General features: G+C 41.1%; 20 protein-coding genes. 14 read left to right on the forward strand and 6 right to left on the reverse strand.

Annotation, left to right across the window (positions count from 1 at the left end):
- The first annotated feature begins 144 nt into the window (after positions 1 to 144).
- Entirely contained in the window at positions 145 to 513 is a 369-nt protein-coding gene (locus RMZ43_RS29400; protein ID WP_322651085.1) for a hypothetical protein, read from the forward strand.
- A 267-nt stretch (positions 514 to 780) separates the two neighbouring features.
- Here the strand turns inward: RMZ43_RS29400 and RMZ43_RS29405 are convergent, their stop codons facing one another.
- Both RMZ43_RS29405 and RMZ43_RS29410 read right to left on the reverse strand, forming a co-directional pair.
- On the reverse strand, positions 781 to 2,826 hold the full coding sequence (locus tag RMZ43_RS29405; protein WP_322652765.1) for a LysR family transcriptional regulator: 2,046 nt from the start codon (positions 2,824 to 2,826) through the stop codon (positions 781 to 783).
- Positions 2,827 to 2,849: 23 nt separating this feature from the next.
- The gene (locus RMZ43_RS29410) at positions 2,850 to 3,899 is read right to left on the reverse strand and encodes an LLM class flavin-dependent oxidoreductase (protein ID WP_322651083.1); all 1,050 of its coding nucleotides are present in this window, start codon (positions 3,897 to 3,899) and stop codon (positions 2,850 to 2,852) included.
- 807 nt (positions 3,900 to 4,706) lie between these two features.
- Here RMZ43_RS29410 and sfnG point away from each other — a divergent pair.
- From sfnG to RMZ43_RS29445, 7 genes are all read left to right on the forward strand, one after another.
- Positions 4,707 to 5,804 (forward strand): dimethylsulfone monooxygenase SfnG, encoded by a 1,098-nt coding sequence (gene sfnG / locus RMZ43_RS29415; protein WP_322651082.1) that lies wholly within the window; start codon positions 4,707 to 4,709, stop codon positions 5,802 to 5,804.
- Between the two features lie 243 nt (positions 5,805 to 6,047).
- Entirely contained in the window at positions 6,048 to 6,251 is a 204-nt protein-coding gene (locus RMZ43_RS29420) for a hypothetical protein (RefSeq protein WP_322651081.1), read from the forward strand.
- Complete coding sequence (locus RMZ43_RS29425) at positions 6,248 to 6,436, forward strand: hypothetical protein (protein WP_322651080.1); 189 nt, start codon at positions 6,248 to 6,250, stop codon at positions 6,434 to 6,436. The genes RMZ43_RS29420 and RMZ43_RS29425 overlap by 4 nt, the downstream gene beginning before the upstream one ends.
- Before the next feature lie 76 nt (positions 6,437 to 6,512).
- Positions 6,513 to 7,721, forward strand: coding sequence for an SfnB family sulfur acquisition oxidoreductase (locus tag RMZ43_RS29430; RefSeq protein WP_322651079.1), 1,209 nt, complete (start codon positions 6,513 to 6,515; stop codon positions 7,719 to 7,721).
- Between the two features lie 481 nt (positions 7,722 to 8,202).
- Positions 8,203 to 9,387 (forward strand): acyl-CoA dehydrogenase family protein, encoded by a 1,185-nt coding sequence (locus RMZ43_RS29435; RefSeq protein ID WP_322651077.1) that lies wholly within the window; start codon positions 8,203 to 8,205, stop codon positions 9,385 to 9,387.
- A gap of 11 nt (positions 9,388 to 9,398) precedes the next feature.
- Positions 9,399 to 9,575, forward strand: a complete 177-nt coding sequence (locus RMZ43_RS29440; protein ID WP_416212422.1) for a hypothetical protein — start codon at positions 9,399 to 9,401, stop codon at positions 9,573 to 9,575.
- A 303-nt stretch (positions 9,576 to 9,878) separates the two neighbouring features.
- On the forward strand, positions 9,879 to 10,862 hold the full coding sequence (locus RMZ43_RS29445; protein WP_322652766.1) for a CHAD domain-containing protein: 984 nt from the start codon (positions 9,879 to 9,881) through the stop codon (positions 10,860 to 10,862).
- Positions 10,863 to 11,099: 237 nt separating this feature from the next.
- On the opposite strand, the gene RMZ43_RS29450 is transcribed toward RMZ43_RS29445, so the two are convergent.
- Positions 11,100 to 12,425: a calcium-binding protein gene (locus RMZ43_RS29450; RefSeq protein WP_322651075.1), complete on the reverse strand. Its 1,326-nt coding sequence runs from the start codon at positions 12,423 to 12,425 to the stop codon at positions 11,100 to 11,102.
- 602 nt (positions 12,426 to 13,027) lie between these two features.
- Here RMZ43_RS29450 and RMZ43_RS29455 point away from each other — a divergent pair.
- The 6 genes from RMZ43_RS29455 (at position 13,028) to RMZ43_RS29480 (ending at position 20,267) form a co-directional block, all read left to right on the forward strand.
- Positions 13,028 to 14,614: a B12-binding domain-containing radical SAM protein gene (locus RMZ43_RS29455; protein WP_322652767.1), complete on the forward strand. Its 1,587-nt coding sequence runs from the start codon at positions 13,028 to 13,030 to the stop codon at positions 14,612 to 14,614.
- 32 nt (positions 14,615 to 14,646) lie between these two features.
- Positions 14,647 to 14,907 (forward strand): hypothetical protein, encoded by a 261-nt coding sequence (locus tag RMZ43_RS29460; protein WP_322652768.1) that lies wholly within the window; start codon positions 14,647 to 14,649, stop codon positions 14,905 to 14,907.
- Between the two features lie 26 nt (positions 14,908 to 14,933).
- Entirely contained in the window at positions 14,934 to 15,977 is a 1,044-nt protein-coding gene (locus RMZ43_RS29465) for a DUF2891 domain-containing protein (RefSeq protein ID WP_322652769.1), read from the forward strand.
- Positions 15,978 to 16,378: 401 nt separating this feature from the next.
- Positions 16,379 to 17,422: a type I glyceraldehyde-3-phosphate dehydrogenase gene (gene gap, locus RMZ43_RS29470; RefSeq protein ID WP_322651071.1), complete on the forward strand. Its 1,044-nt coding sequence runs from the start codon at positions 16,379 to 16,381 to the stop codon at positions 17,420 to 17,422.
- Positions 17,423 to 17,682: 260 nt separating this feature from the next.
- Positions 17,683 to 19,113, forward strand: a complete 1,431-nt coding sequence (pyk, locus tag RMZ43_RS29475) for a pyruvate kinase (RefSeq protein ID WP_322651070.1) — start codon at positions 17,683 to 17,685, stop codon at positions 19,111 to 19,113.
- Positions 19,114 to 19,262: 149 nt separating this feature from the next.
- Positions 19,263 to 20,267 (forward strand): transaldolase, encoded by a 1,005-nt coding sequence (locus RMZ43_RS29480; RefSeq protein ID WP_322651069.1) that lies wholly within the window; start codon positions 19,263 to 19,265, stop codon positions 20,265 to 20,267.
- Between the two features lie 273 nt (positions 20,268 to 20,540).
- Here RMZ43_RS29480 and RMZ43_RS29485 read toward each other — a convergent pair whose 3' ends face one another.
- The 3 genes from RMZ43_RS29485 to RMZ43_RS29495 form a co-directional block, all read right to left on the reverse strand.
- Positions 20,541 to 21,362 (reverse strand): class I SAM-dependent methyltransferase, encoded by an 822-nt coding sequence (locus RMZ43_RS29485; RefSeq protein WP_322651068.1) that lies wholly within the window; start codon positions 21,360 to 21,362, stop codon positions 20,541 to 20,543.
- A gap of 46 nt (positions 21,363 to 21,408) precedes the next feature.
- Entirely contained in the window at positions 21,409 to 22,047 is a 639-nt protein-coding gene (locus RMZ43_RS29490) for an NmrA family NAD(P)-binding protein (RefSeq protein WP_322651067.1), read from the reverse strand.
- 239 nt (positions 22,048 to 22,286) lie between these two features.
- On the reverse strand, positions 22,287 to 22,520 hold the full coding sequence (locus RMZ43_RS29495) for an EF-hand domain-containing protein (RefSeq protein WP_322651066.1): 234 nt from the start codon (positions 22,518 to 22,520) through the stop codon (positions 22,287 to 22,289).
- Positions 22,521 to 22,733: the final 213 nt, after the last annotated feature.

Here is a 22,733-nt window from a genome sequence, read left to right on the forward strand (position 1 = left end):
AATCGCTCTAAGTTAGGGTAAAGAAATTTAGCTGCTCTCTTGAAGAAAGAATGCGGCTTCCACCGCTCCTTCTAGCATGGTATCATCAGACATCATGCAAATCTAGCAACATCGATTTTTTAGCCGTCTTTGAAGTTTGTGCTTTTGGACACCTATTTTATATCTCTGCACAACGAGGATTTGGGGGATTGGTCTGAATTAGGCGTACTGAGTGTTCTGTCTTTTTTGCAGCAGGAGTTCCATCGTGCGCGGTTGGTTCAGTCGTTGGCGAATGCAGCGATCGCTAATCAAACTCAGGAGCAGGTAGAACAGGGTAATCCCACTTCGTTGTTGGTTGAAAATTCAGTTTCGGGTGGAGAAGTCAAAGCAGTTGATGAGGGTGAAAGTTCCGCCGTGTCTGTGCCAAATCCTGAAAAATGGCTGCATGAGGCGATTGTTGCTTTTGTCAAATATGCGACCTGTAAAAAGGGAAAAACTGAATCGAGCGGTGAAGCTACGCGGACAATTGATTGAAAGGGAACGGCTACGGAAGATTGCTGTGGAACTGGAGCGAAATCGCCTCGCCCATGCGTGATTTACACGATTTAGTGTCGCAGACTTTGAGTAGTTTCAAAACGTCAACCATTAGAAAAGCTAAAAGATAATTTCCCAAAAATCTGACACTATACTCAAACCACAGTATTAGGGATAACATTGTGTAGAAATTGAAAACTCTTTTTAAATTTTTAATACTGCCTACTGACTGATGCTGGATATTGACGTATGACTGATATCTTCATCTTATAGTGGTAAATCATAATTATCATAAAGAACTTTCATGTGTCGGCTAAACTGTTCCTCTATAAAATAACTGCTAGAAAATTCACTTGCAAAAGAAACTTGATGAAAATGATAATCTAAATTGAGCAAATTATAGACTAATCTCAATAAATAATCATCTATCCAGAAATCTACATCAAACAGTGAAATACCATATTTTCCTTCCAACCTGCGATTTAAAGTTTTCAACAACCAAGACCATTGCGGTTTGAGGGTCGGGTCGATGCGATTACCAAATACAGGATTAAAGAACTGATTGACTTGAGATTTTCTCACATCAATCACTTTAGTTAATAAGTCTGTCGCCTTAATTGGAGATGAATTAAACCAATAGTTAGCAACTAGTAAATCATGTAAATAAGCAACAACAATTTTGGGATTTTCTTTAATGAACTGCGAACGACAAACAATTCCTCTAATTGATGGAATCCTTAAACTATCTGTTTCAGATGGAGGGAGCTTTCTCACAAAAGCATAAGTCTCTAAAATTGATGCAAAAGTGTGACAACAAACGTAGGCATCTATAGTTTTGTTAGCCAGACTCCTGCTAGCTCTCCGAGGATCTTCATTCACTAATCTGCAATCTTTACTGACATCCATATTATAGAGATCAAAAAGAGTAATGATGAACCTATGAGCATTTGAACCAAATAAAGTAGAAATCCGTTTCTCTTTAAGCTCCTGGACAGTGTTTATAGCAGAATCTTTATGGAGAACAATGTTAACATCCTGACCCAAAATATTATACGAAGCAATCCCAATTAGTTTAGAACCGAAAGTTAAATCATTGAAAAATTGACTACCATTATTCAAGAGAGAAATATCATCTAAAATACAAATATCTAGTTCTTCCCTTTTCATCTGTCGGTTCATTTCTTCTCCAGAAGAAAATGGCAGAACTTTTAACTCAAAATTTCGATTAATTCCAATATTTTTGAAAATAGGCTGTTCAAGTGATGAAGATGATCTTTGTAAATCAAAAATATATTTAGTTCCATAACCAGCAATAAATTGTCCTATGGAATCACTCTGAATACCTATCCTCAGAACATTGTCCTCTTTGGAAGAATAGTTACCTAAAATTAAATTTACGTTAGGCAAACTTGCCAAGTTATTTTGTTCAAGTCTAAAACTTCTGACCAAACCCTCTGCGGATATTAACAACTCACTAAAGCGGGGAACATGAATATAAATACCATATTCATTAACATCTTGTATAGTCAGGGTTACTACTTGATTTTGAGATATTATATCAGCTTGACAAAAGTCAGGTAAAATAGTTAACCTTTGATTCTCTGAAGCATATTTGAGTACATCTTGATAACTGTCTAGTATCTTGATACCACTTAATTTATTCATCAAAAATACATTTTTAGATAGTTCTTGATGGATTTCATGTAAAAGTACAATATCAGCCAAATCAATATCATTTATTTTAATCAAACTATGCTCATTAAAATATTTATATGTCCCAAATGAGAACAACAGCATTTTATGAGTTGTTAATCTAGTGCAGTGGTGTTCGTCCTTATAGCCAGGGAAACTGTTGAGTAAGAGATCCATATCTAAGAGTTGAGACGTTGAAGAAAAACTGCTATTTTGCACCACAATCTCTTTAATATTTCTACCTGGAAAACAAAGCTGGAATCGCTGCAAATATTGTTTGAGCCAGACTTCTAGAATTAAACTTGTAGCCCCCAATATCAAATCTTCGCCCTCAGCGCTAAATGTTGCATGAAATTCTTCTCGCAGATTTTCTACAGTTTCTACGACATTAAGTGTCTGGGAAATCAATTTCTTGCCTTTATTAGTCAAGCATATAGAGCCAGGAGAGCGATTTAGCAAAATTACTCCGAAATAATCCTCTGTTTGCTTTACTTTTTTACTAATTAAGGCTTGACTATACCCTAGTTTTTGTGCTGCTTTGGAGAAGCTACCACAGTCATCTACTGCTTTTAATATTTTGAGGTGATTTAGGGTAATATCTTCGAGTTTAATCTTATTCATGCTGAGTAGGGCAAGATTTTTAATTACAACGAAATTAAGCTATTTTGCTGTGTATATTCGGAAATCACTAGTTGGTTGAAGCGAATAGTGTCTTCTAACATAGATTCAAATTTGAGTACGATTAAGTTAACGCCAACGGCTTCGTATTCTTTCAGACGTTGAATAATAGTATAGCGATCGCCAACCAGTTGAGCAGATAAACCGAGATTGGCTTCAATGGTTTGACTGATATCTAGTTTGTTGTGGGCAACTACGTTAGGATCGATTTGCTCTTGAAAGTATTTGATTTGTTGCTGATCCGCAGAACGATAAATCGCTTCTAATCTAGCTTCGGCTTTGGCGGTATGTTCATGAACGATCGCAAAAGCACTCATTGCTACTTTAATCTGACGACCGTAGCGATCGCTAGCCAATCGTTTTACTTTCTGCACTAATGCTGCCGTTTTTTCAGGAGCATCAGCATTAATAAATAAATAATCTCCCAGACGAGCCGCTAGATTAATTGCACGATCTGATTCACCAGCAATGAAAATGGGTGGTGTTGGTATAGGCTTATCCGCGAGAATACCACCCTTAATAGTGTAGTATTTGCCAACGTAATTAAAGCCTTCGACTGTCCATAGCCCCTTGATTACATCAATGTACTCTTCTAATCGTGCGTAGCGATCGCTGTGAGGTAGCCAGATATCTCCATAGCTTTCTACTTCTAACTTCCACCAACCTGCAATACCACTGAGAGCAAATCTGCCGTTACTAAGCTGATTTTGAATGTTTGCACTCAGCTTGGCAACCACAGCAGGCAGTTTAAAACCAGGCTGTACAGCCGCAACAATCTTGATATTTTTAGTGTTCAAACTTGCTAAAGCTGCTGTAATCCATGCGTCAGCGACATTATAGTTAGGCCCATGAACTGCATTCAAGTAATGTTCAGGAATGTAATAGAAGTGATAACCTAACTCGTCTGCCTGAACTGCCAGTTTTACCAAATCTTGAGTGGATAAATTAGCCTCATGGTTGGCAACTCGCAACCATCCACCACAGACGGGCGACCAAATTCCAAACTGAAGTGGCATAAATCTTCTCCTATAACTTTTTTTACGAGAGATTGAATTAACTACGGTATTTATATAGGTTTGCCGTGGTTTAATAGTTCACACTACCATATTTATTTCTGCTGTGTATAGTTGCAGATGATACATGATAAGCATTTACTTATCACGATATGGAATAGTATCGATACTTTATCGAGTCCTGATTTCTGGTTGCTCTGACTAAATCAGGTTAATAGCCAGCAAATATCAAATCATAATTCAACACCCAGCAAAATTGGGCTGTATTCCAAAATGGAATATGAAAATGGAATTTAAGTATATCGAATCACGACATTAGAAAATTTATCGTGATAAAGTCTGATTCATAAAAAACTACGGTAGCAACGGTCGGGCTATGGTATATTGTCACAATCAGATCATAAAATTGTCTATTTGTAAACTTAGAAGACTTCTTGCATAAGTCGGGAAAAGGGGAAGGGGAAAAAGTTCTGTATCGTCCTTTTCCCCCTTCAACCTTTACCCTTTTCTCCAAGAGTGCAAAAAGCACTTTTGCCAAGAGGTCTAGAGTAGTAGTCTGCCAAGTGAACTTGGTGGGGTAAAGGGTAAGGAGGAAAGCTTTTAAATCCTTTCCCCTTTCCCCAGACCTCACAAGCGGATTTTTGGGTTGGCGGACTAGTAGTTTACAGCCGTTCTCAAGCTTTCGATTTTGACTAAGATTTTGCCGTATCAAGTTTTAGCTGATTTGTTAATGATGAAAAATTAGGCTTTGTTGCTTTACTTGCAAACTTAGATAAATAACCAAGCAGTTTCAATTACAAACGCACAATTATGGTAGATATTAAGTTCGCATACTGGATTCCTAACGTCAGCGGTGGGTTAGTTGTTAGTAAAATTCCCCAACGGACAGATTGGACTTATGATTATAATGCTCAACTAGCTCAAACAGCTGAAGAAGTTGGGTTTGAATATGCTTTAGCACAAGCTAGATTTATCGCCAGCTATGGTGCTGAGTACCAGCTAGAAGCATTAACAACTGTGTCAGCCCTAGCTCCAGTCACCAAGAAATTGAAGCTAATTGCAGCAGTTCACCCTGGATTGTGGCATCCGGGAGTAGTTGCTAAAATTGGTGCTAGCATTGATTTTCTCTCTAATGGTCGGTTTGCTTTAAATGTAGTTAGTGGTTGGTTCAAAGATGAATTCACTATATATGGTGAACATTGGTTAGACCATGACGAACGATATCGTCGTTCAGAAGAATTTATCCGCGTTCTCAAAGGTTTGTGGACTGAGGATGAGTTTCATTTTAAGGGCGACTTTTACCGCATTAACGGCGGTTGGGTGAAGCCTAGACCAGTTAATCAAAATCCCCACCCGGAGATATTCCAAGGTGGTAATTCCAAAGCAGCGCGGCGGATGGCTGGCCGTGTCTCTGATTGGTATTTTATGAATGGTAACACCATAGAAGGTGTGAAAGAGCAGATTGCAGAAGTATCTGAATTAGCGAGTATTGAAGGACGCACAATTAAATTTGGTCTGAATTCCTTTATCATAGTGCGAGATACGGAAGCAGAAGCCCATGAAGTATTGCGTGATATTATTGCCCAAGCTGATGTAGAAGCTGTGAAAGGATTTGGCGAAGCGGTGAAACAGGCAGGATCTTCGACTCGTGAACGTCAAGGAATGTGGGCAAATTCCAATTTTGAAGACTTGGTGCAGTATAACGATGGCTTCCGTTCAGGCTTGATTGGCACTGCTGAACAAGTAGCAAAGAAGATTCGCCAGTTTCATGAAGCGGGAGTTGATCTAATTCTTGGTGGCTTCTTACACTACACAGATGATTTGCCAGCATTTGGTAAAACAGTAATACCCATTGTGCGCGAACTTAAATCTAATCGTCGGACAGCTGATGAGTTAGTTGTAGTGTAGATTAACAGGAACATCCTTTGTAAGAGTGGGTTTTGTTGGGCCAATCTGTTGAGATCATAGCTAAACCCACTTCTACTGCAACAGCGAAACGCTACGCAGATGTCAACATTAACAAAATCGATTCGCCTAACTCAAATCATCTTCATAATTGCATAAATTTCGTAGCAAATTAAATTAGGGTTTGGGATTGCAGATTTACTTTCAGTCTGGACATAGATAATTGGTGTTTTATTGCCCATTTATGTGACGTACAAATATGGACTATCAGGACTGTGGTGGTTTACCGTACCAATGGTTTATCAGTCGTTGCCGTCATTGCATTCGCTCAAAAGGCTAATGCCTCATGGCTACACCATTAGTGAATTTGTATCTGTGCGTTATAGCGGTACAAAGTTGGCGCGGATTGTCGTAGTTGCAGGTATCCTTTTTGGGTTGTGCAAATTGTGACAGTGAATTTGAAAGGTGTTTCCCTGATGGTGGCAGCGATTTTTGGGATGAATGAGGGAGTTGTGGCAGCGAGCGCATCTTTTATAGCTGCAAACTCCTTCAAATTCAATTTGAAGGATGGCCATCTTGCCCATCTAAGTATTAGTGATGGACAAGATGTCCATTCCTCAAATGGGATGTGCTGATCAAATACAGATATTTTGTGTTGTCTCATAGTAGTGGCGATTATGAGTCACTCAATCACAATCAAGGAGTTTTACTATGACATCAGTAATTAATACTGACCAGAAGGCACATATAATTCAGAATGACCAAGAAGCGATCGCGATCGCTCACGAATTAGCAGCTGAGTTTGCCAAGGGAGACTCAGAACGCGACCAAACTCGGCGTTTACCTGCTGAAGAGGTGGAAAAGTTCTCCCAGAGTGGATTATGGGGAATTACAGTCCCTAAAGAGTATGGCGGTGCTTTTGTATCGAACGCCACCCTCGCAGAAGTCATTAAAATCATCTCTGAAGCTGACTCTAGCCTTGGTCAAATTCCCCAAAACCACCTCTACATGGTAGAAGCAGTCCGCTTGGATGGTACAGATGAGCAGAAGAAATTCTTCTTTGATTTGGTTTTACAAGGCAAGCGGTTCGGTAATGCCTTCTCGGAAATTGGCACAAAATCTGTTATTGATGTGCAAACAAAGTTACAGCCAGATGGTTCTGACTTCGTACTCAACGGACGCAAATACTATTCTGCTGGGGCATTACTGGCACATTGGGTTCCCGTCATTGCCAGCAATCCAGATGGTAAAACAGTGGTGGCATTTGTCGAAAGAGATGCCGAAGGACTAACCCTACTTGATGACTGGACGAGCTTCGGACAGCGTACCACAGCCAGTGGTACTACCATTATTGAAAATGTCAAAGTCAAGGCAGAACACGTCATACCGCATTACTTAGCCTTTGAACGGGCAACACCAATGGGTGCGATCGCACAAATCATCCAAGCCGCTGTAGACGTGGGAATTGCTAAAGCCGCAGTCCGTGACACCATCCACTTTGTTCGCAAGCATACCCGTCCTTGGGTTGACAGTAATTTAGAAAAAGGCTACGAAGACCCCCTGACACTGTACAACTTAGGCAATGTACAAATTCAGGTTCACGCTTCAGAAGCATTGCTGCGTCGTGCAGGCGAATTTCTTGATATCGCTAACGAGTCAGGTTTAGAAGAACCCAAGGTAGTTGAAGCATCAATTGCAGTTGCTGAAGCCAAAGCCTTAGCCACGGAAGCAGCATTACTAGCTACCAACAAACTGTTTGAACTAGCAGGTACTAAGTCCACATTGGAGGAATTTAACTATAATCGCCACTGGCGAAATGCCCGCGCTCACACACTCCACGATCCTGTGCGTTGGAAATACTACGCTGTTGGTAACTACTTCCTCAATGGTATTTATCCCCCACGCCATCCTTGGCTGTAATTGCCCCATTCTCTGTTGGGGTGAAGCATTCAGAGGGAATGATTACCAGAATGTTTTGCCCCTAATAAATCCAACATCACTTAAGTTGATTCTATGAGCGTTACGAACTCAACCCAGAGACGGAGCATTTGGCAAAGCCAGCCATTTAAGGCGTTGCTTTCTATTGCTGTCATTGCAGTTCATTAGCTATATTTTTGAACTCATCTTTGGTCAAATTCTTCAGCTAAATATGGGTACAAAATTAACTTACATCACTATTATTGTTACCCGATTTTGATAAGCATTTACATAAGTCAAACCAATACCATAATTTTTCTTGCAGTCTTTGTAAGGTAGTTAAGTTTTTTTTGGTAACTAACTCAGATGTAGCTACTAATTTTGCAATAATAAAGATAGCTTTAAAAACTTATTCTGAATCTATTTATTTTATCAAAATTATATTTACTCCTTAAAAATGTATTCGCAGGAGAAGTTGCAAAATATGCAATTAATCAAAACTAAAGAGTCTCAAAATTATCTTGAGATAGCTAAGTCTTTAGCAAAGGAATTTGCTGCTACTGCTGTAGCACGGGATACAAAAGGGGGAACACCAAAGCATGAACGCGATCGCCTCCGCCAAAGCAACTTGCTGAAACTGATCGTACCTATAGAGTCCGGTGGTTTAGGAGAAAGCTGGATTACTGTTCTGCAAATTACCCGCGAGTTTGCCAAGGTTGATAGTTCTATTGCTCACGTCTTTTCTTACCATCATTTAGGTGTAGTAGTTCCTCACATCTTTGGTTCGGCAGAGCAGAAACAGCGATACTATTCAGAAACTATTCACAACAATTGGTTTTGGTGCAATGCTCTCAACCCTTTAGATAAAAGAACTACTTTGACACCGGAAAGTAATTATTTCCGTCTTAACGGCATCAAAAGTTTTTGCTCTGGCTCCCACGATTCGGATATATTACCGATCACTGCCACTGATCAAGAAACTGGTGAATTGAGTATTTTGGTAATTCCTACTCAAAGGCAAGGCATTACTGTTCATCATGATTGGGATAATATGGGGCAACGCCAAACAGACAGTGGTAGTGTGACATTTGAAAATGTGCTGGTGTACCCTGACGAAATTCTTGGTAGTAGAGATAAACCCAGTCATCCCTTCAGTACTATTCGCGCCTGCTTAACTCAATTGAATCTTGCTAATATCTACCTGGGAATTGCACAAGGAGCATTTGAAGCTTCTAAAACGTATACTGGCACTAGCACAAAACCTTGGCTGACATCAGGTGTAGAAAGTGCAACCCAAGATCCATACATTATCCAGCATTACGGCAATATGTGGGTTGATCTTCAGGCAGCCACTTGTCTAGTTGAACAGGCAGGAGAATTACTACAAACAGCTTGGGAGCAGGAATGGTCACTCACCGCAGAACAACGGGGAGAATGTGCGCTGTTTATCGCTACAGCCAAAGTCGTCGCTACTAAAGTCGGCTTAGACATTACCAACCGCATCTTTGAAGTTATGGGCGCACGCGCTACTAATGCCAAATATGGTTTTGACCGCTATTGGCGTAATCTCCGCACATTCACTCTCCACGATCCAGTAGATTACAAAATCCAAGATATAGGAAATTGGGCGTTAAACGATCAACTGCCAAAACCCAACTTTTACTCTTAAAAGGACAAAACTTGACAGTATGGCGAGCGATCGCTAGTGGTGAATTAGCCAATTTCCAAGGCGACTATCTGAATATAGTTGAGGTTTCATCTGACCCCAACCATAAATATTTATGGTGTGTTATCAGCAGCGCAGATAAGTCTTCTCTATGTTCTTTAAAGTTGTCTACAAAAGTTAAGAAAACTTGATTGAGCAAATTTAAGTTTGACATTTTTTGATCTTAGAAAGATTAATCATGTTATTATAATAAACAATTTAATATAATAATTAAAACTTACAAAAGCTATTGATATTATATGGAATCGTTATAATAAATTTTTCTTTAGACCTTTGATAGATATTGGATGTTTCTTAAAGAGGATGCAGGTATTAATACTTACTAACATAATTGATAGTACTCTATTGAATAAAAAATATCGAAGCCAGATACAAATTTTTAACTAATGTTATTATGCAATAACCTCATAAGGTAATGTCAATTAAGATCGATTATGAAACTAGCCACACAAACTACAGTAAAAACTCTAGGGGACTACGCCTACCAAGCGATTGAAAAACACTTTAAGAAAACCTTGAAGTGGGAAAAATTAGTAAAGAAAGATGAAGATCCAGAAGCGTTGCATCAAATGCGAGTGGGAATGCGCCGCTTACGAACATCTGTAACTAGCTTTGGGCTAGCGGTGGATGTGCCGAAACCAGTCAACGATAAAAATATTGGTAAAATAGCCCGTCGTCTTGGTAGTCTGAGAGATTTAGACGTACTTAAAGAAAGTTTGGAAAACGATTACAAACCAAACTTACCCTGTAAAGAGCAAGAATCTCTAAAAACAGCTTTCAACGCTTTAGCTAAACAACGTGAAGATGTAGAATCAAGGGTACAGAAAACGTTAAAAGATGAATCTTACAAGTCTCTAAAAGATGCATTAGATAAGTGGTTAGAGAAACCTAGTTATCAACCGTTAGCATCTTTTACCATTCAGCAGGTACTACCAGATTTACTTTTACCAGAAGTAAGTAGTTTTTTACTGCATCCGGCTTGGTTAGTTGGCACTGAATTTGTAGAATCAGAAGTGATAATCCAGAAAAACTGGAAACCAGAAAAGATAGAAAAACAATTGACCACAGAAGGTGAAATTATTCACAGTTTGCGAAAAGAAGCAAAACGTCTACGTTATCAAATGGAGTTATTTACTGACTTATATGGCGAATCTTACGCAGCTTATCTTACAGAAGTGAAAAATATCCAAGAAATTTTGGGTACGATGCAAGATAGTGCTGTATTAACTGACTGGCTTACAGATGTGTTCAAGTCAGAAATCCAGACTGAACTCCCTACCCTTGCTGCTTTGTTAACTGAAAATCGCTACCAGTCGTGGCAGAAGTGGCAACCCTTACAAGAACGGTATCTGAAAGCTGAAACTAAGCATAGCTTTCATTTAACAATATTGCACCCGCTTTCCGGAGTAATAGCGTGAACTACCCACATTGGCTTGGACTCCATCAGGGTAAAGGTATCTAAATATATTAAATATATTATTTAATATATTGACGATTGACGAGCTTGAATACGAAGCGGATTCTATTTGTCTAATACTTTTAAAACAACTTTTATGGTAAAGGGAGACACGTTACTGTGTCTCCCTAGCCAACAGAAAAAGTAGTCTCCTTCAATCTGCTTTCTAATGTCAGTACCTCTTAAATTGATAAAGTTCTTATTTTGTAAAACCAACTCCTAGCGTATAGGAAAAATCAGGTTCAGAGTTTGTACCAAAGAAAGCTCCATTATTTTGAGGCAAGAAAGAATCTTTACTCACTGAAACTGAGTATACACCTGCACTCACTAAACCAGTGATTGATGACGAATTTTGACTAGTCACTAAAGTCCCATAGTTAAACAGTCCGATATTTGCCTTTCCCGATGTCGCTATGTCGATAGTGACGGTTCCTGAAGTTGGTAAATAAAATGTAAAAAAGTCAACATCGGGATTGCGACTCGATTCAACTGTTGCTAACTGGCCTGAAATATTAATTTTTGAGCCTGATGAGAAAGAACCTAAATTTTCAGCGTTTCCTAGTGTGTTGTTTGTAGCTTGTTCAGCATTTTCCCGCTCATAGAAAAGAAAGTCATCGCTACTAAGTCTGAGATTGTTTTTTCCCTGCACAATACCTATAAGTTCATTTACCTGTCCCGGTTGCTGTGAGAATATTCGTGTGTTGCTTCCAGCAACTTGCAGACGGTAGTCTTGTGGAGTTCCTTTGAGTTGAATTTTATCTTGGCTAGAGTCAAAGTCAGTAATAGTAGCAAAATCCGCAAAACCAGTATTCGTAGAGTTGTTATCGTCGTAGAAAATATTTGCAGCGTCCCCTAAGACAAATGTATCTGCGCCAGTCCCGCCAGTTAAACTATCAGTTTCCCCTACTCCAGGTGGAAGTAGACTACCAGGATAAACACCGATGAGAATATCGTTTCCAGCCCCCCCATTGAGTACGTCATTGCCGGGCCCGCCTTGTAGGCTATCATCGCCGTCCTCACCATTGAGGATATCATCGGCTAAATTACCATCTAGTGTGTCATCGCCCGCTCTTCCATTCAGCGTATTGTTAAAACCATTACCGTTGATAAAGTTGTTAAGACTGTTACCTGTACCGTTGATGGCGTTACTTGAGAATTGCAGTATTAAGTTCTCCAGATTTGCGCCCAGTGTGTAGGTGACAGAAGACCGAACGCTATCTGTGCCTGAATTAATCGCTTCCCGAATAGTGTCACTAACACTGTCAATAATGTAAGTATCGTCGCCTGTTCCCCCATCCAAGATGTCGATACCAGTGCCGCCATTAAGTATGTCATTGCCACTGCCACCAATTAGACTGTCGTTTAGCGTCCCACCGGCGAGAGAATCGTCACCAGCTAAACCATTCAAGGTATCGTTACCGGACAGACTAGTGACATTACCACCATTAGCCCAACCAACTATAGTGTCATTTCCCGAAGTCCCATTTATCTTGTCAGGACTTGTAGTGCCGAAAGTAAAAGCCATATTATCTCTCCTGAATTTCTCACCAATACGTAAGTTGAGCCTCAGTCCAAGAACTATTGAGCACTTAGATACAGATTATTTGCTATTTGCGTAATCTAAGTTAGAAAACATTAATTATTTTGTTAGAAACTTCTCAAGAAAAAATATCCAACTAGTTATTGTAGGCTGACCCAAAAAGCTTGCCTCTGTTTGCGGACAAGTTAAGATGCCTACTCTAAAAAATTAGATAATTTATTCTCTGAAAATCTCTTAAATAAATGGTAAGTAATTAGGTCACGCCGCTTCTATACGAGACGGTGTGTGCTTGCTTAAGAAAGTGGATACGCTCATAAGTCAAAATTTACACGTTACAATCCGCATAAATAGATTTAAGAGCTTGTCATAAGGATACCGTATTTTCCTCTATTTTTTGAATCTATCGGTAAATAAATTTTTAATTAAATATCTATCATGAATGCGCTTAAAAAACATTGCTTTGTCTCAATCAGTCATAGTAGAGGTTACTGCTACTAAATACAAAGGCTGCTCTAATGTGTCGTCAGAGTAACTAAGTTGTATGTAAAATCAACTAGCAGCTAAGATAAGGTTTACAAGCGTCAAATATGAATGTTTTACTTCTATACCCCCGTTTTCCAAAAAGTTTTTGGTCTTTTGAAAAAACACTGGCTTTATTAGACCGTAAAGCAATGCTACCGCCTTTAGGCTTGGTAACTGTAGCTGCGATATTACCTCAAGAATGGGAGTATAAGTTAGTAGATCGAAATGTTCGCGCTTGTACGGAAGCAGAGTGGGCTTGGGCAGATTTGGTTATTATGTCGGCAATGATTGTGCAAAAAGAGGATTTACTCTTTCAGATATTAGAAGCAAAACGTAGAGGTAAACGGGTAGCCGTGGGTGGCCCTTTCCCGACAGCGCTACCAGATGAAATGACATCCGCCGGAGCAGATTACTTGATATTGGACGAAGGGGAAATTACCCTACCCTTATTTGTAGCAGCGATCGCACGGGGCGATCGCACAGGTATATTTCGCTCTGGTGGTGAAAAACCAGATGTTACCAACACTCCAACTCCTCGCTTTGACTTGCTAGAATTTGAAGCCTACGCGGAAATGTCGGTGCAATTTTCGCGTGGATGTCCCTTCCAGTGTGAATTTTGCGACATTATTGTGCTATATGGGCGCAAACCCCGCACCAAAAACCCAGAGCAACTCTTATCAGAACTAGATTATCTCTACAAACTGGGTTGGCGACGCAGTATTTTTATGGTGGATGACAACTTTATTGGTAATAAGCGGAATGTCAAATTATTTTTGAAGTCCCTTCTGCCCTGGATGGTAGAACATAATTATCCCTTTTCCTTTGCCACAGAGGCTTCAGTTGATTTAGCCCAAGATCAAGAACTGATGGATTTGATGGTAGCGTGTAATTTTGGTGCTGTTTTTCTGGGAATTGAAACCCCAGACGAAGAAAGTCTTACTTTCACTCAGAAATACCAAAATACCAGAGACTCACTCAGTGAGGCGGTAAATAGAATTACCCGCTCAGGGTTGCGAGTTATGGCAGGCTTTATCATTGGGTTTGATGGCGAGAAGGCGGGAGCAGGCGCGCGAATTGTCAAGTTTGTTGAGCAAACAGCAATTCCCACGGCCTTATTTAGTATGTTGCAAGCCCTTCCAGACACAGCGCTTTGGCATAGATTAGAAAAGGAAGGACGACTCCGCAATAAATCAGCCAATATCAATCAAACTACGTTGATGAACTTTGTCCCAACTCGACCGTTAGAAGACATCGCTCGTGAATATGTGCAAGCATTCTGTGATTTGTATGAGCCAGAGCGGTTTTTGGAGCGTACATACAAACACTTCCGGCTTTTGGGCGAAGCAACCTACCCCAAAAAAGGCAAAGCTGCTAAGAAACCATTGAACTGGAAAGTCCTCCGAGCGTTTCTAATCATTTGCTGGCGGCAGGGTGTACGTCGTCAGACGCGCTGGCAATTCTGGCGTAACTTGTGGAACATGTATCAGCATAATCCGGGCGGGGTGAGTAGTTACTTAGCTGTTTGTGCCCAAATTGAGCATTTCTTGGAGTATCGCCAAATTGTCCGGGATGAAATTGAGGCTCAAGTGGCTGAATTTCTGGAAGCAGAAGCTAGGGTAAAACCCAAAGCACAAGTGATGGTTAATTCGTAGCGAATTAAATTTGGCATTGCAAGGCATTGCCAATGCATCCCGATGCAATCTTAATGCGTTCGCCTGCAATGCCAATGCATCTCGATACAATCTTAATGCGTTCGCCTGCAATGCCAATGCATCTCGATACAATGTTAATGCGTTCGTCTGCAATGCCAATGTATCCCGATGCAATGTTAATGCGTCGCCCTGCAATGCCAATGTATCCGTCTGCATTAGAAACGCTACGTTTTTACCAAGCTATCCGCGCCGAGAAAGCCCCTAAATTTATTTATGGGGTTCAAAATTATTAACTTTTGACTTCCCCAAAGGGGCTACTATGCCACCCAATAAATTGGAGATAAATGAAACGACTGCGGCACAATTTGCTCAATTAGTGCTGGATTGTATCGGGCGGGAATATCCCCATAGTGGTCTGTATTGGGCTGATAGCGACGAGGATATAAAACCACCGCGTGAATTGACTCCTGCTTTTTATGGCTGTTTAGATTGGCATTCAGCCGTACATGGTCACTGGTTGCTGGTACGTCTGATGCATCACTTTCCTGAAGCCTCCTTTAATGCAGCGTCAAAGCAAGCACTTGAGCAAAGCTTAACACCTGAGAAGATTCAAGGAGAGATTGCTCATTTCCAACGAGTGCCCTTTTTTGAATTTCCTTACGGTGTGGCATGGCTTCTGCAACTGGCTGCCGAACTTCACGAGTGGAATCATCCTCAAGCGAAACAATGGCGGGTTGTATTGGAACCGCTAGAAAAGTTAATTTCAGGTAATTTACAGCGCTGGATTAACGGACTGAAACTCCCAAATCGCACAGGGATGCATGGCCAAACAGCTTTTGCACTTGGTTTGATGCTAGATTGGGCAAGGATTACCGAAAATACTGAGTTTATTCAGTTAATAGAGAACAAGGCACGGCAATTTTATCTTAGCGATCACAACTACTCGTTACAATTCGAGCCGCTTGGTTACGATTTTCTGTCTCCTGGCCTTGCTGAAGCAGACCTAATGCGGCGAGTCCTGCCAACAACAGCTTTCGCTGACTGGCTGACCGATTTTCTTCCCCAAATACCGATTGAGAATTCAGCAAATTGGTTACAATCACCCGGTGTAGATAATCCTAAAGATTATATGCAAGCCCATTTCTACGGTCTTAATCTCAGTCGTGCTTGGATGCTTGAGGGTATCATATCTGGATTGGCAAATAGCGATCGCCGCATCGAAACACTTCGCTCTACTGCCCTTCACCATCGTCAGCATGGATTAGTAGATATTGTAAGTGAACATTATGCAGCTAGTCACTGGGTAGGTACTTTTGCTGTTTACCTCCTAACGAATCGTGGGTTACAAAGGCAAATTGTTTAAACATTTAGCGCAAAAATCATGATTTTGTCAATGAAACTCGTGATTTTGTCAATGAAACTCATGATTTTGTCAATGAAAATCGTGATTTTGTCAATGAAACTCATGATTTTGTCAATGAACCTCTTGCAAAAATCCTTGAATCACCCCCAATACCGTTCGGATAAGCTCTTGAGGCAGGGGAGGCAAGGGGACAAGGTGACTTGTGAGAACTTGCAACAAGTCTTTCCCTTGTCCCCAAGTCCTCTTCCCAATCCCCAATGCCCCAATCATTAAAATATGCCAAGCAAATATGCCTTAGCTGACTGAGACTGTCACGATCATAGAGTAAAGAGTAAAAGGCAATCTATTTTGACTTTTAACTTTCTCCTTTTGTTCAACTTTCCACAAGGGTAGGTTTAATCTTGACTAAATTGAAGGTTGGTATCAATGGCTTCGGTCGAATCGGGCGACTTGTGCTTCGCGCTGGCATCGATAACCCCAACATTGAATTTATAGGTATTAACGATCTAGTACCACCAGATAACCTCGCTTACCTATTAAAGTACGACTCAACCCACGGCAGATTAAAGCATAAGGTTGAAGCCAAGGAAGATGGTATCCTCATCGACGGGCACTTCATTCCTTGCGTGTCGGTGAGGAACCCAGCAGAGTTACCTTGGGGAAAATTAGGTGCAGATTATGTGGTGGAAGCTACCGGACTCTTCACTGACCACGAAGGAGCCGCAAACCACCTGAAGGCAGGTGCAAAGCGAGTGGTAATTTCCGCTCCTACCAAAGATCCAGATCGAGTTACTACCCTGTTAATGGGTGTCAATCATCACCTGTTTGACCCCAGCAAGGATATCATTGTCTCAAATGCTAGCTGCACTACAAACTGTCTAGCTCCCATAGCTAAGGTCATCAATGACAACTTTGGGTTGACTGAAGGGTTAATGACTACAGTTCATGCCATGACCGCTACTCAACCAACTGTAGACGGCCCCAGTAAGAAAGACTGGCGGGGTGGTCGAGGTGCAAGCCAGAATATTATTCCCTCCTCCACAGGCGCAGCTAAAGCTGTAGCGTTAGTTTTACCAGAATTGAAGGGTAAGTTGACTGGTATGGCATTACGAGTTCCGACTCCTGATGTCTCTGTAGTTGATTTAACTTTCAAAACTGCCAAAGCCACCAGTTACAAAGAAATCTGTGCTGCCATGAAGGAGGCTGCCACAGGTTCGTTTGCAGGTATCCTGGGTTACACAGATGAAGAAGTAGTTTCCACAGATTTTCAAGGCGATACCCATTCTAGTATCTTCGACGCAGGTGCTGGGATTGAGTTGAACTCAAACTTCTTTAAGGTAATTGCCTGGTATGACAACGAGTGGGGCTACTCGAATCGCGTAATTGACCTGATGTTGTCTATGTCACAAAAGGAAAAACTTGCACCGACAGCTGCTGTGGTTTGATTGGTCATTAGTCATTAGTCATTAGTCATTAGTCATTAGTCGTTAGCTTTTGACTGCTGACTCTTGACTAGGGACTTTTGGGATTTGGGTCAAATGGTAAATACCGCGAAAACAAAACGCCATTTAGTATCTTTATTTAGCAAACCAGTGATATGAAGCACATGTGAATTTGGATGCGAAGTCTCTTAATTACGAATTACGAATTACGAATTGGTATAAACCATCCAAATTTGCAGGTTACTCCTCAACCCCTAATCCCTATGCGTCGAACCAAAATCATTTGTACTGTTGGCCCAGCTACATCTGCACCCGAAAAGCTGCAAGCCTTAGTAAAAGCTGGAATGAATGTGGCACGGCTGAATTTTTCCCACGGCGCTTATGAATTCCACGCCCAAACTGCTCACTATCTCAGACAAATTAGTAATGAGCAGCAAAAGCCGATCGCAATTATGCAAGACCTGTGTGGGCCGAAGATTCGTTTGGGAACTTTGCCACCAGAAGGATTAAATTTAGAGGCTGGTACTGAAGTCACCTTTGTTTTGCAAGAAAAAGGTGAAAGTATCGACGAACTACCTTTACCATTGCCGACTTTGTTCGCAATGGTGCGACCAGGTGAACCGATTTTAATTAATGATGGTCGCGTCAAGTTAATTGTTACTGATCGCGATGCCGATCGCATTCGGGCACAAGTGAAAATTGGCGGGTTAATTTCCACACACAAAGGAGTAAACCTACCACAAACTCCTTTACCTGTTAGTTCCATCACCGAAAAAGACTTGCTGGATTTGCGCTTTGGGATTCAGTTGGGTGTAGACTGGGTAGCGGTGTCTTTTGTGCGATCGCCACAAGACTTAGAACCCGCCAAACGAATGATTGAAGCTGCTGGTGCTTCCATTCGCTTAATTGCCAAAATCGAAAGAGCAGAAGCAGTAGAGAATTTTGACTCCATTCTGAATGTTGCCGACGCGATTATGATTGCCCGTGGCGATTTAGGGGTAGAAGTGCCAATTCACGAAGTACCCTTAATTCAAAAAGATATTATTCGTCGTTGCAATCGGGCTGGCAAGCCGGTGATTACAGCCACCCAAATGCTAGAGTCGATGATTAGCGCCCCTGATCCCACCCGCGCCGAAGCCACCGATGTAGCCAACTCCATCTTAGATGGTACAGATGCAGTAATGCTTTCTGGTGAAACAGCTGTCGGGCAATATCCCATCGCCGCCGTCGAGATGATGCACAATATCGCTGTGCGGACAGAACAGGCTTTAGATGAGGGTAGCAAACATGCCTGGTGTCATGAAGCAGGCAGTCTCAGCGTTACTGAATCTGTAGCAGAATCCGTGTGTCGCATCGCTTATGAAACAGGCTCACGGGCAATTCTCTGTAACACTTCATCAGGAAGTACGGCGAGAATGGTGTCTAAATATCGCCCTACTTCTCCCATTATTGCCCTTACCTCTGACATCACCGCTTATCGCCAACTAGCCCTTTCTTGGGGTGTAGAAGCTTTGCTGATTCCACCAGTCCACAATGCTGAAGAGATGTTTACCAATGTAGTGAACACAGTTGTAGACATGGGTTTAGCCAATAAGGGCGATAAAGTAGTAATTACCTCTGGTGTTCCAATTGGTAAATCAGGAACAACTAGTTTAATTAAAGTGCATTCCATTGGACAGCCAATTTCTGCATAAGGCACTTAGAATAGGGCTGTGGCTGAAGATAGTAAGCAAAATTGGGCAATGATTAAGAAAAATTGCCAGAATCAGAATTGAAGGAAGAGTAAAAAGTGTAAAAAACTGGGGAATAAGTAAATCCTGTAACATTCATCACGGAGTATTTTATGTCTAAGAATTTACTGGAACAATTGCGACAAGTGACTGTTGTGGTCGCAGATACAGGGGATATCCAGGCAATTGAAAAGTTCAAACCCCAAGACGCTACCACCAATCCTTCGCTGATTACTGCTGCGGCGCAGATGCCAGAATATCAGGGAATTGTCGATCAAACTTTACTGCAAGCGAAGAAAGATGCTGGAGCCGGAGCCACCCAAGCACAGATAGTTTCTCTAGCTTTTGACCGTTTGGCAGTTGCCTTTGGATTAAAGATTTTGCAAATTATTCCCGGTCGCGTATCTACGGAAGTGGATGCTCGTTTGTCCTACGATACCGAAGCTACCGTCACTAAGGCACGGGAATTAATTGCTCAGTATAAAGCAGCTGGAATTGGCCGCGATCGCGTTTTAATTAAAATCGCTAGCACTTGGGAAGGTATTCGCGCTGCGGAAATTCTCGAAAAAGAAGGTATTCACTGTAACCTTACCTTGTTGTTTGGTCTTCACCAAGCGATCGCCTGTGCAGAAGCCGGCATTACTCTAATTTCTCCCTTCGTCGGTCGGATTCTCGACTGGTACAAAAAAGATACCGGACGTGATAGCTACCCAGCAGCCGAAGACCCAGGAGTTTTGTCCGTCACCAAAATCTACAACTACTACAAGAAATTCGGCTATAAAACCGAAGTTATGGGAGCTAGCTTCCGTAACATTGGTGAAATTACTGAACTTGCCGGTAGTGATTTGCTGACCATTTCGCCATCACTTTTAGCTGAATTGCAAGCAACCATTGGAGACTTGCCACGCAAACTCGACCCCGCTAAGGCAGCAAACTTGGAAATCGAAAAGATATCCATTGACAAAGCTACTTATGACAAGATGCACGCCGCAGACCGCATGGCAACCGACAAACTAGATGAGGGTATCAAAGGTTTCACTAAGGCACTAGAAGACCTTGAGAAACTTTTAGCAGACCGACTAGTTCGCCTTGAAGGAGAGGTAGTAGCAGCTCATTAGAACATAACAATAATTAGTGGTTAGTGGTTGGTGGTTCAACCACTAACCATTAGTTAGTTGCATAAATTTATTTGCCCTAAAACTCTTGTGGCAGGTCTAATGAGCGTATCTTTCCCCCTGCTCCCCTGCCCCCTGCTCCCCTGCTCCCCTGCTCCCCTGCTCCCCTGCTCCCCTACTCCCCTGCTCCCCTGCCCCCCTGCCCCCTCTGGCTTCACTTCTAAAACCCATCATTTTTTGGCTCAATTATTCCTATGTTCATCTCAGAATAAAAATTTACGTGGTTTCACGGCAAGAAGCGAAATTATTTGGCTTAATACCTTGTGTTATTTGGTTGAGCCAGCCCACCGACTTTGTTTGCACCTGCTCAAATCCGGCAGTTTTCATCCATACATCTAAATTACCAGCAGCATACAATTTTGAATAAGGTTCTTGAAAAATTTTGATCAACCATTGGAGATGAGAGAGCCTTTTTTGATTCCCATCCAGAAGAATTAATTGTCCTCCTGGTTTAACTAAACGGAAGCATTCTTGTAAAATTAATTGAGCAATTTGAGGTGGTGTTTCGTGTAATAAAAAAGAGGCAGTTACTAAATCAATTGTAGCTGTCTCAAAACCAGTGTCCTCAGATAAACCATGTAGCCAGCGAATATTCAATTGTTGCTGCTGTGCTTTATAGTTAGCTAAAACTAACATATAAGGGGACAAATCTAAGCCAGTGACAACCGCGCCACGAAAAGCTTGTTTTAATAGTAACGTTGTAGAACCAGTACCACAGCCTAAATCAAGAACAGTTTGTGGCTGACCCAAAATATTAGAAATTAGTTGTTGACGAGTCCAGGCTTCATGAGGTGGAGAAGCCAAAGCTGTTACAAAATCGTAAGTGATAGCAGCCACAGGATTTAAGTAACCGCCTGAAATACCATGAAAGTTTTGGCTGCTGTAATAAAGTGGGTAGTTGAAATCTGTTTTATGGAAGCAAGCACTTGACTGTGACCAATCAATAGTCTCATAAAATCTGAGTTTATCCTTGCCAATTAATAAGCTTAACAGTGATTTTAAGAAAACCTTCTTAATATGATTTGGAATTAATGACATAGCAACAAACAAAGAAATTCCAGCCAATTAGATATACTAGATTAACTTATAACCAGAACTGTCGATAGTCCTCGATATACTGCTGTATGGTCAGAGGTGAACGATTGAGTAATTGCTCTGTCTCAGGTGTGATGTTGCCGGAAAATCCTAAACGGGCGCTAGTGTAGATTGCTACCATTATAAAAATAAAGTCTATTGGCAACTTTTTGGAGCGCATTTGTCGAACAAAGTTTATCACAGAGGGATTATAGCGTACCCGTTTACCTAAAACTGATGTGAAGATGTCTGCAACTTCGTAATAGGTTAAGGCTTCTGCACCCGTAAGGGGATATGCTCTCCCCTCATGCCCATCTTCAATTAAAGTACGAACTGCAACGGCAGCAATATCCCGCACATCAATGAAACTTGTTTTACCATTACCAGCCGGAAGAAGCAATTCACCACGAATTTTGATGTCTTCTTTGTGTATGGTATTAAGATTTTGCATAAAAAAGCTGGGGCGTAAAAAGGTAGCTTTAATACCTAATTGATTGATATAGCGTTCAATTTGGGAGTGTGGCAGAAAACGGTTGTGTTCGGCTCCAAGTATTGAAAGAAACACGATATGCTCAACGCCTGTGAGTTTTGCAGCGTTTAGGGTTGGGACAATTTGAAGAGGAATATTAGCAAGGGCAGGCGGACGCACTAAAAAAAGTTTATTAAGGGACTTCCAACTAAAAAAATATACAATCGCTTTGGTGAGCAGGGGAAGCAGGGGAAGCAGGGGAGGAAGAATCTAACAATCATCTTCGCTCAGAAAATTGAATAATTTAATTTCTGGAAACGAACACACAATTGTAATTGTCTTTTTCGTGCAAATCCCTCAAAGCGTGGGCGCTTTGAGGGATTTTGGGTATTAATATTTGGTATTGGGTTTTTTGACTGTTAGGTTAAATTATTTGCTTTTTCAACTGCTGACTTTAACTCTTCAAAGGTAATACTACCGTCTTCGTCTGAATCATAATTTACTATTAATTCCTGGGGAGTACTGATATTTGTTTCTGATGAAATGACTGTACTTAAGCCAGGACTTAAAAAAAGATCATTAAGGGAGATTTTGCCGTCTTGATCGGTATCTAATTTATTAAAAAGAGATTGAAGCTCTTGCTCGGTTGCCATAAGTTTCTATCTGAAGAACCATTTTCAACTTAATATCTCATTATTTCAGAGATTAATCTCTCAAAATTAAATAAACTTGTTTCAATTGACGTAGAAACGGCTATCGCTAGGGCTTAGATTGAGTGTACTCTGTGGGTTATGGAGTTTACAGTCTAACGATGAAAATAAATCGACATGGACGCGCCTTCTTTCTAACGTAGTTAGACAGGGCAA

It is taken from the genome of Nostoc sp. CmiVER01 (assembly GCF_034531135.2).
In the GTDB taxonomy this organism is placed as follows: domain Bacteria; phylum Cyanobacteriota; class Cyanobacteriia; order Cyanobacteriales; family Nostocaceae; genus Nostoc.

What these genes read in the sequence shown, in the direction of transcription:
- RMZ43_RS29405 (WP_322652765.1), bottom strand. Translation starts at nt 2,826, where the DNA reads ATGAATAAGATTAAACTCGAAGATATTACCCTAAATCACCTCAAAATA.
- RMZ43_RS29410 (WP_322651083.1), bottom strand. Translation starts at nt 3,899, where the DNA reads ATGCCACTTCAGTTTGGAATTTGGTCGCCCGTCTGTGGTGGATGGTTG.
- sfnG (WP_322651082.1), top strand. Translation starts at nt 4,707, where the DNA reads ATGGTAGATATTAAGTTCGCATACTGGATTCCTAACGTCAGCGGTGGG.
- RMZ43_RS29430 (WP_322651079.1), top strand. Translation starts at nt 6,513, where the DNA reads ATGACATCAGTAATTAATACTGACCAGAAGGCACATATAATTCAGAAT.
- RMZ43_RS29435 (WP_322651077.1), top strand. Translation starts at nt 8,203, where the DNA reads ATGCAATTAATCAAAACTAAAGAGTCTCAAAATTATCTTGAGATAGCT.
- RMZ43_RS29445 (WP_322652766.1), top strand. Translation starts at nt 9,879, where the DNA reads ATGAAACTAGCCACACAAACTACAGTAAAAACTCTAGGGGACTACGCC.
- RMZ43_RS29450 (WP_322651075.1), bottom strand. Translation starts at nt 12,425, where the DNA reads ATGGCTTTTACTTTCGGCACTACAAGTCCTGACAAGATAAATGGGACT.
- RMZ43_RS29455 (WP_322652767.1), top strand. Translation starts at nt 13,028, where the DNA reads ATGAATGTTTTACTTCTATACCCCCGTTTTCCAAAAAGTTTTTGGTCT.
- RMZ43_RS29460 (WP_322652768.1), top strand. Translation starts at nt 14,647, where the DNA reads ATGCATCCCGATGCAATCTTAATGCGTTCGCCTGCAATGCCAATGCAT.
- RMZ43_RS29465 (WP_322652769.1), top strand. Translation starts at nt 14,934, where the DNA reads ATGCCACCCAATAAATTGGAGATAAATGAAACGACTGCGGCACAATTT.
- pyk (WP_322651070.1), top strand. Translation starts at nt 17,683, where the DNA reads ATGCGTCGAACCAAAATCATTTGTACTGTTGGCCCAGCTACATCTGCA.
- RMZ43_RS29480 (WP_322651069.1), top strand. Translation starts at nt 19,263, where the DNA reads ATGTCTAAGAATTTACTGGAACAATTGCGACAAGTGACTGTTGTGGTC.
- RMZ43_RS29485 (WP_322651068.1), bottom strand. Translation starts at nt 21,362, where the DNA reads ATGTCATTAATTCCAAATCATATTAAGAAGGTTTTCTTAAAATCACTG.
- RMZ43_RS29495 (WP_322651066.1), bottom strand. Translation starts at nt 22,520, where the DNA reads ATGGCAACCGAGCAAGAGCTTCAATCTCTTTTTAATAAATTAGATACC.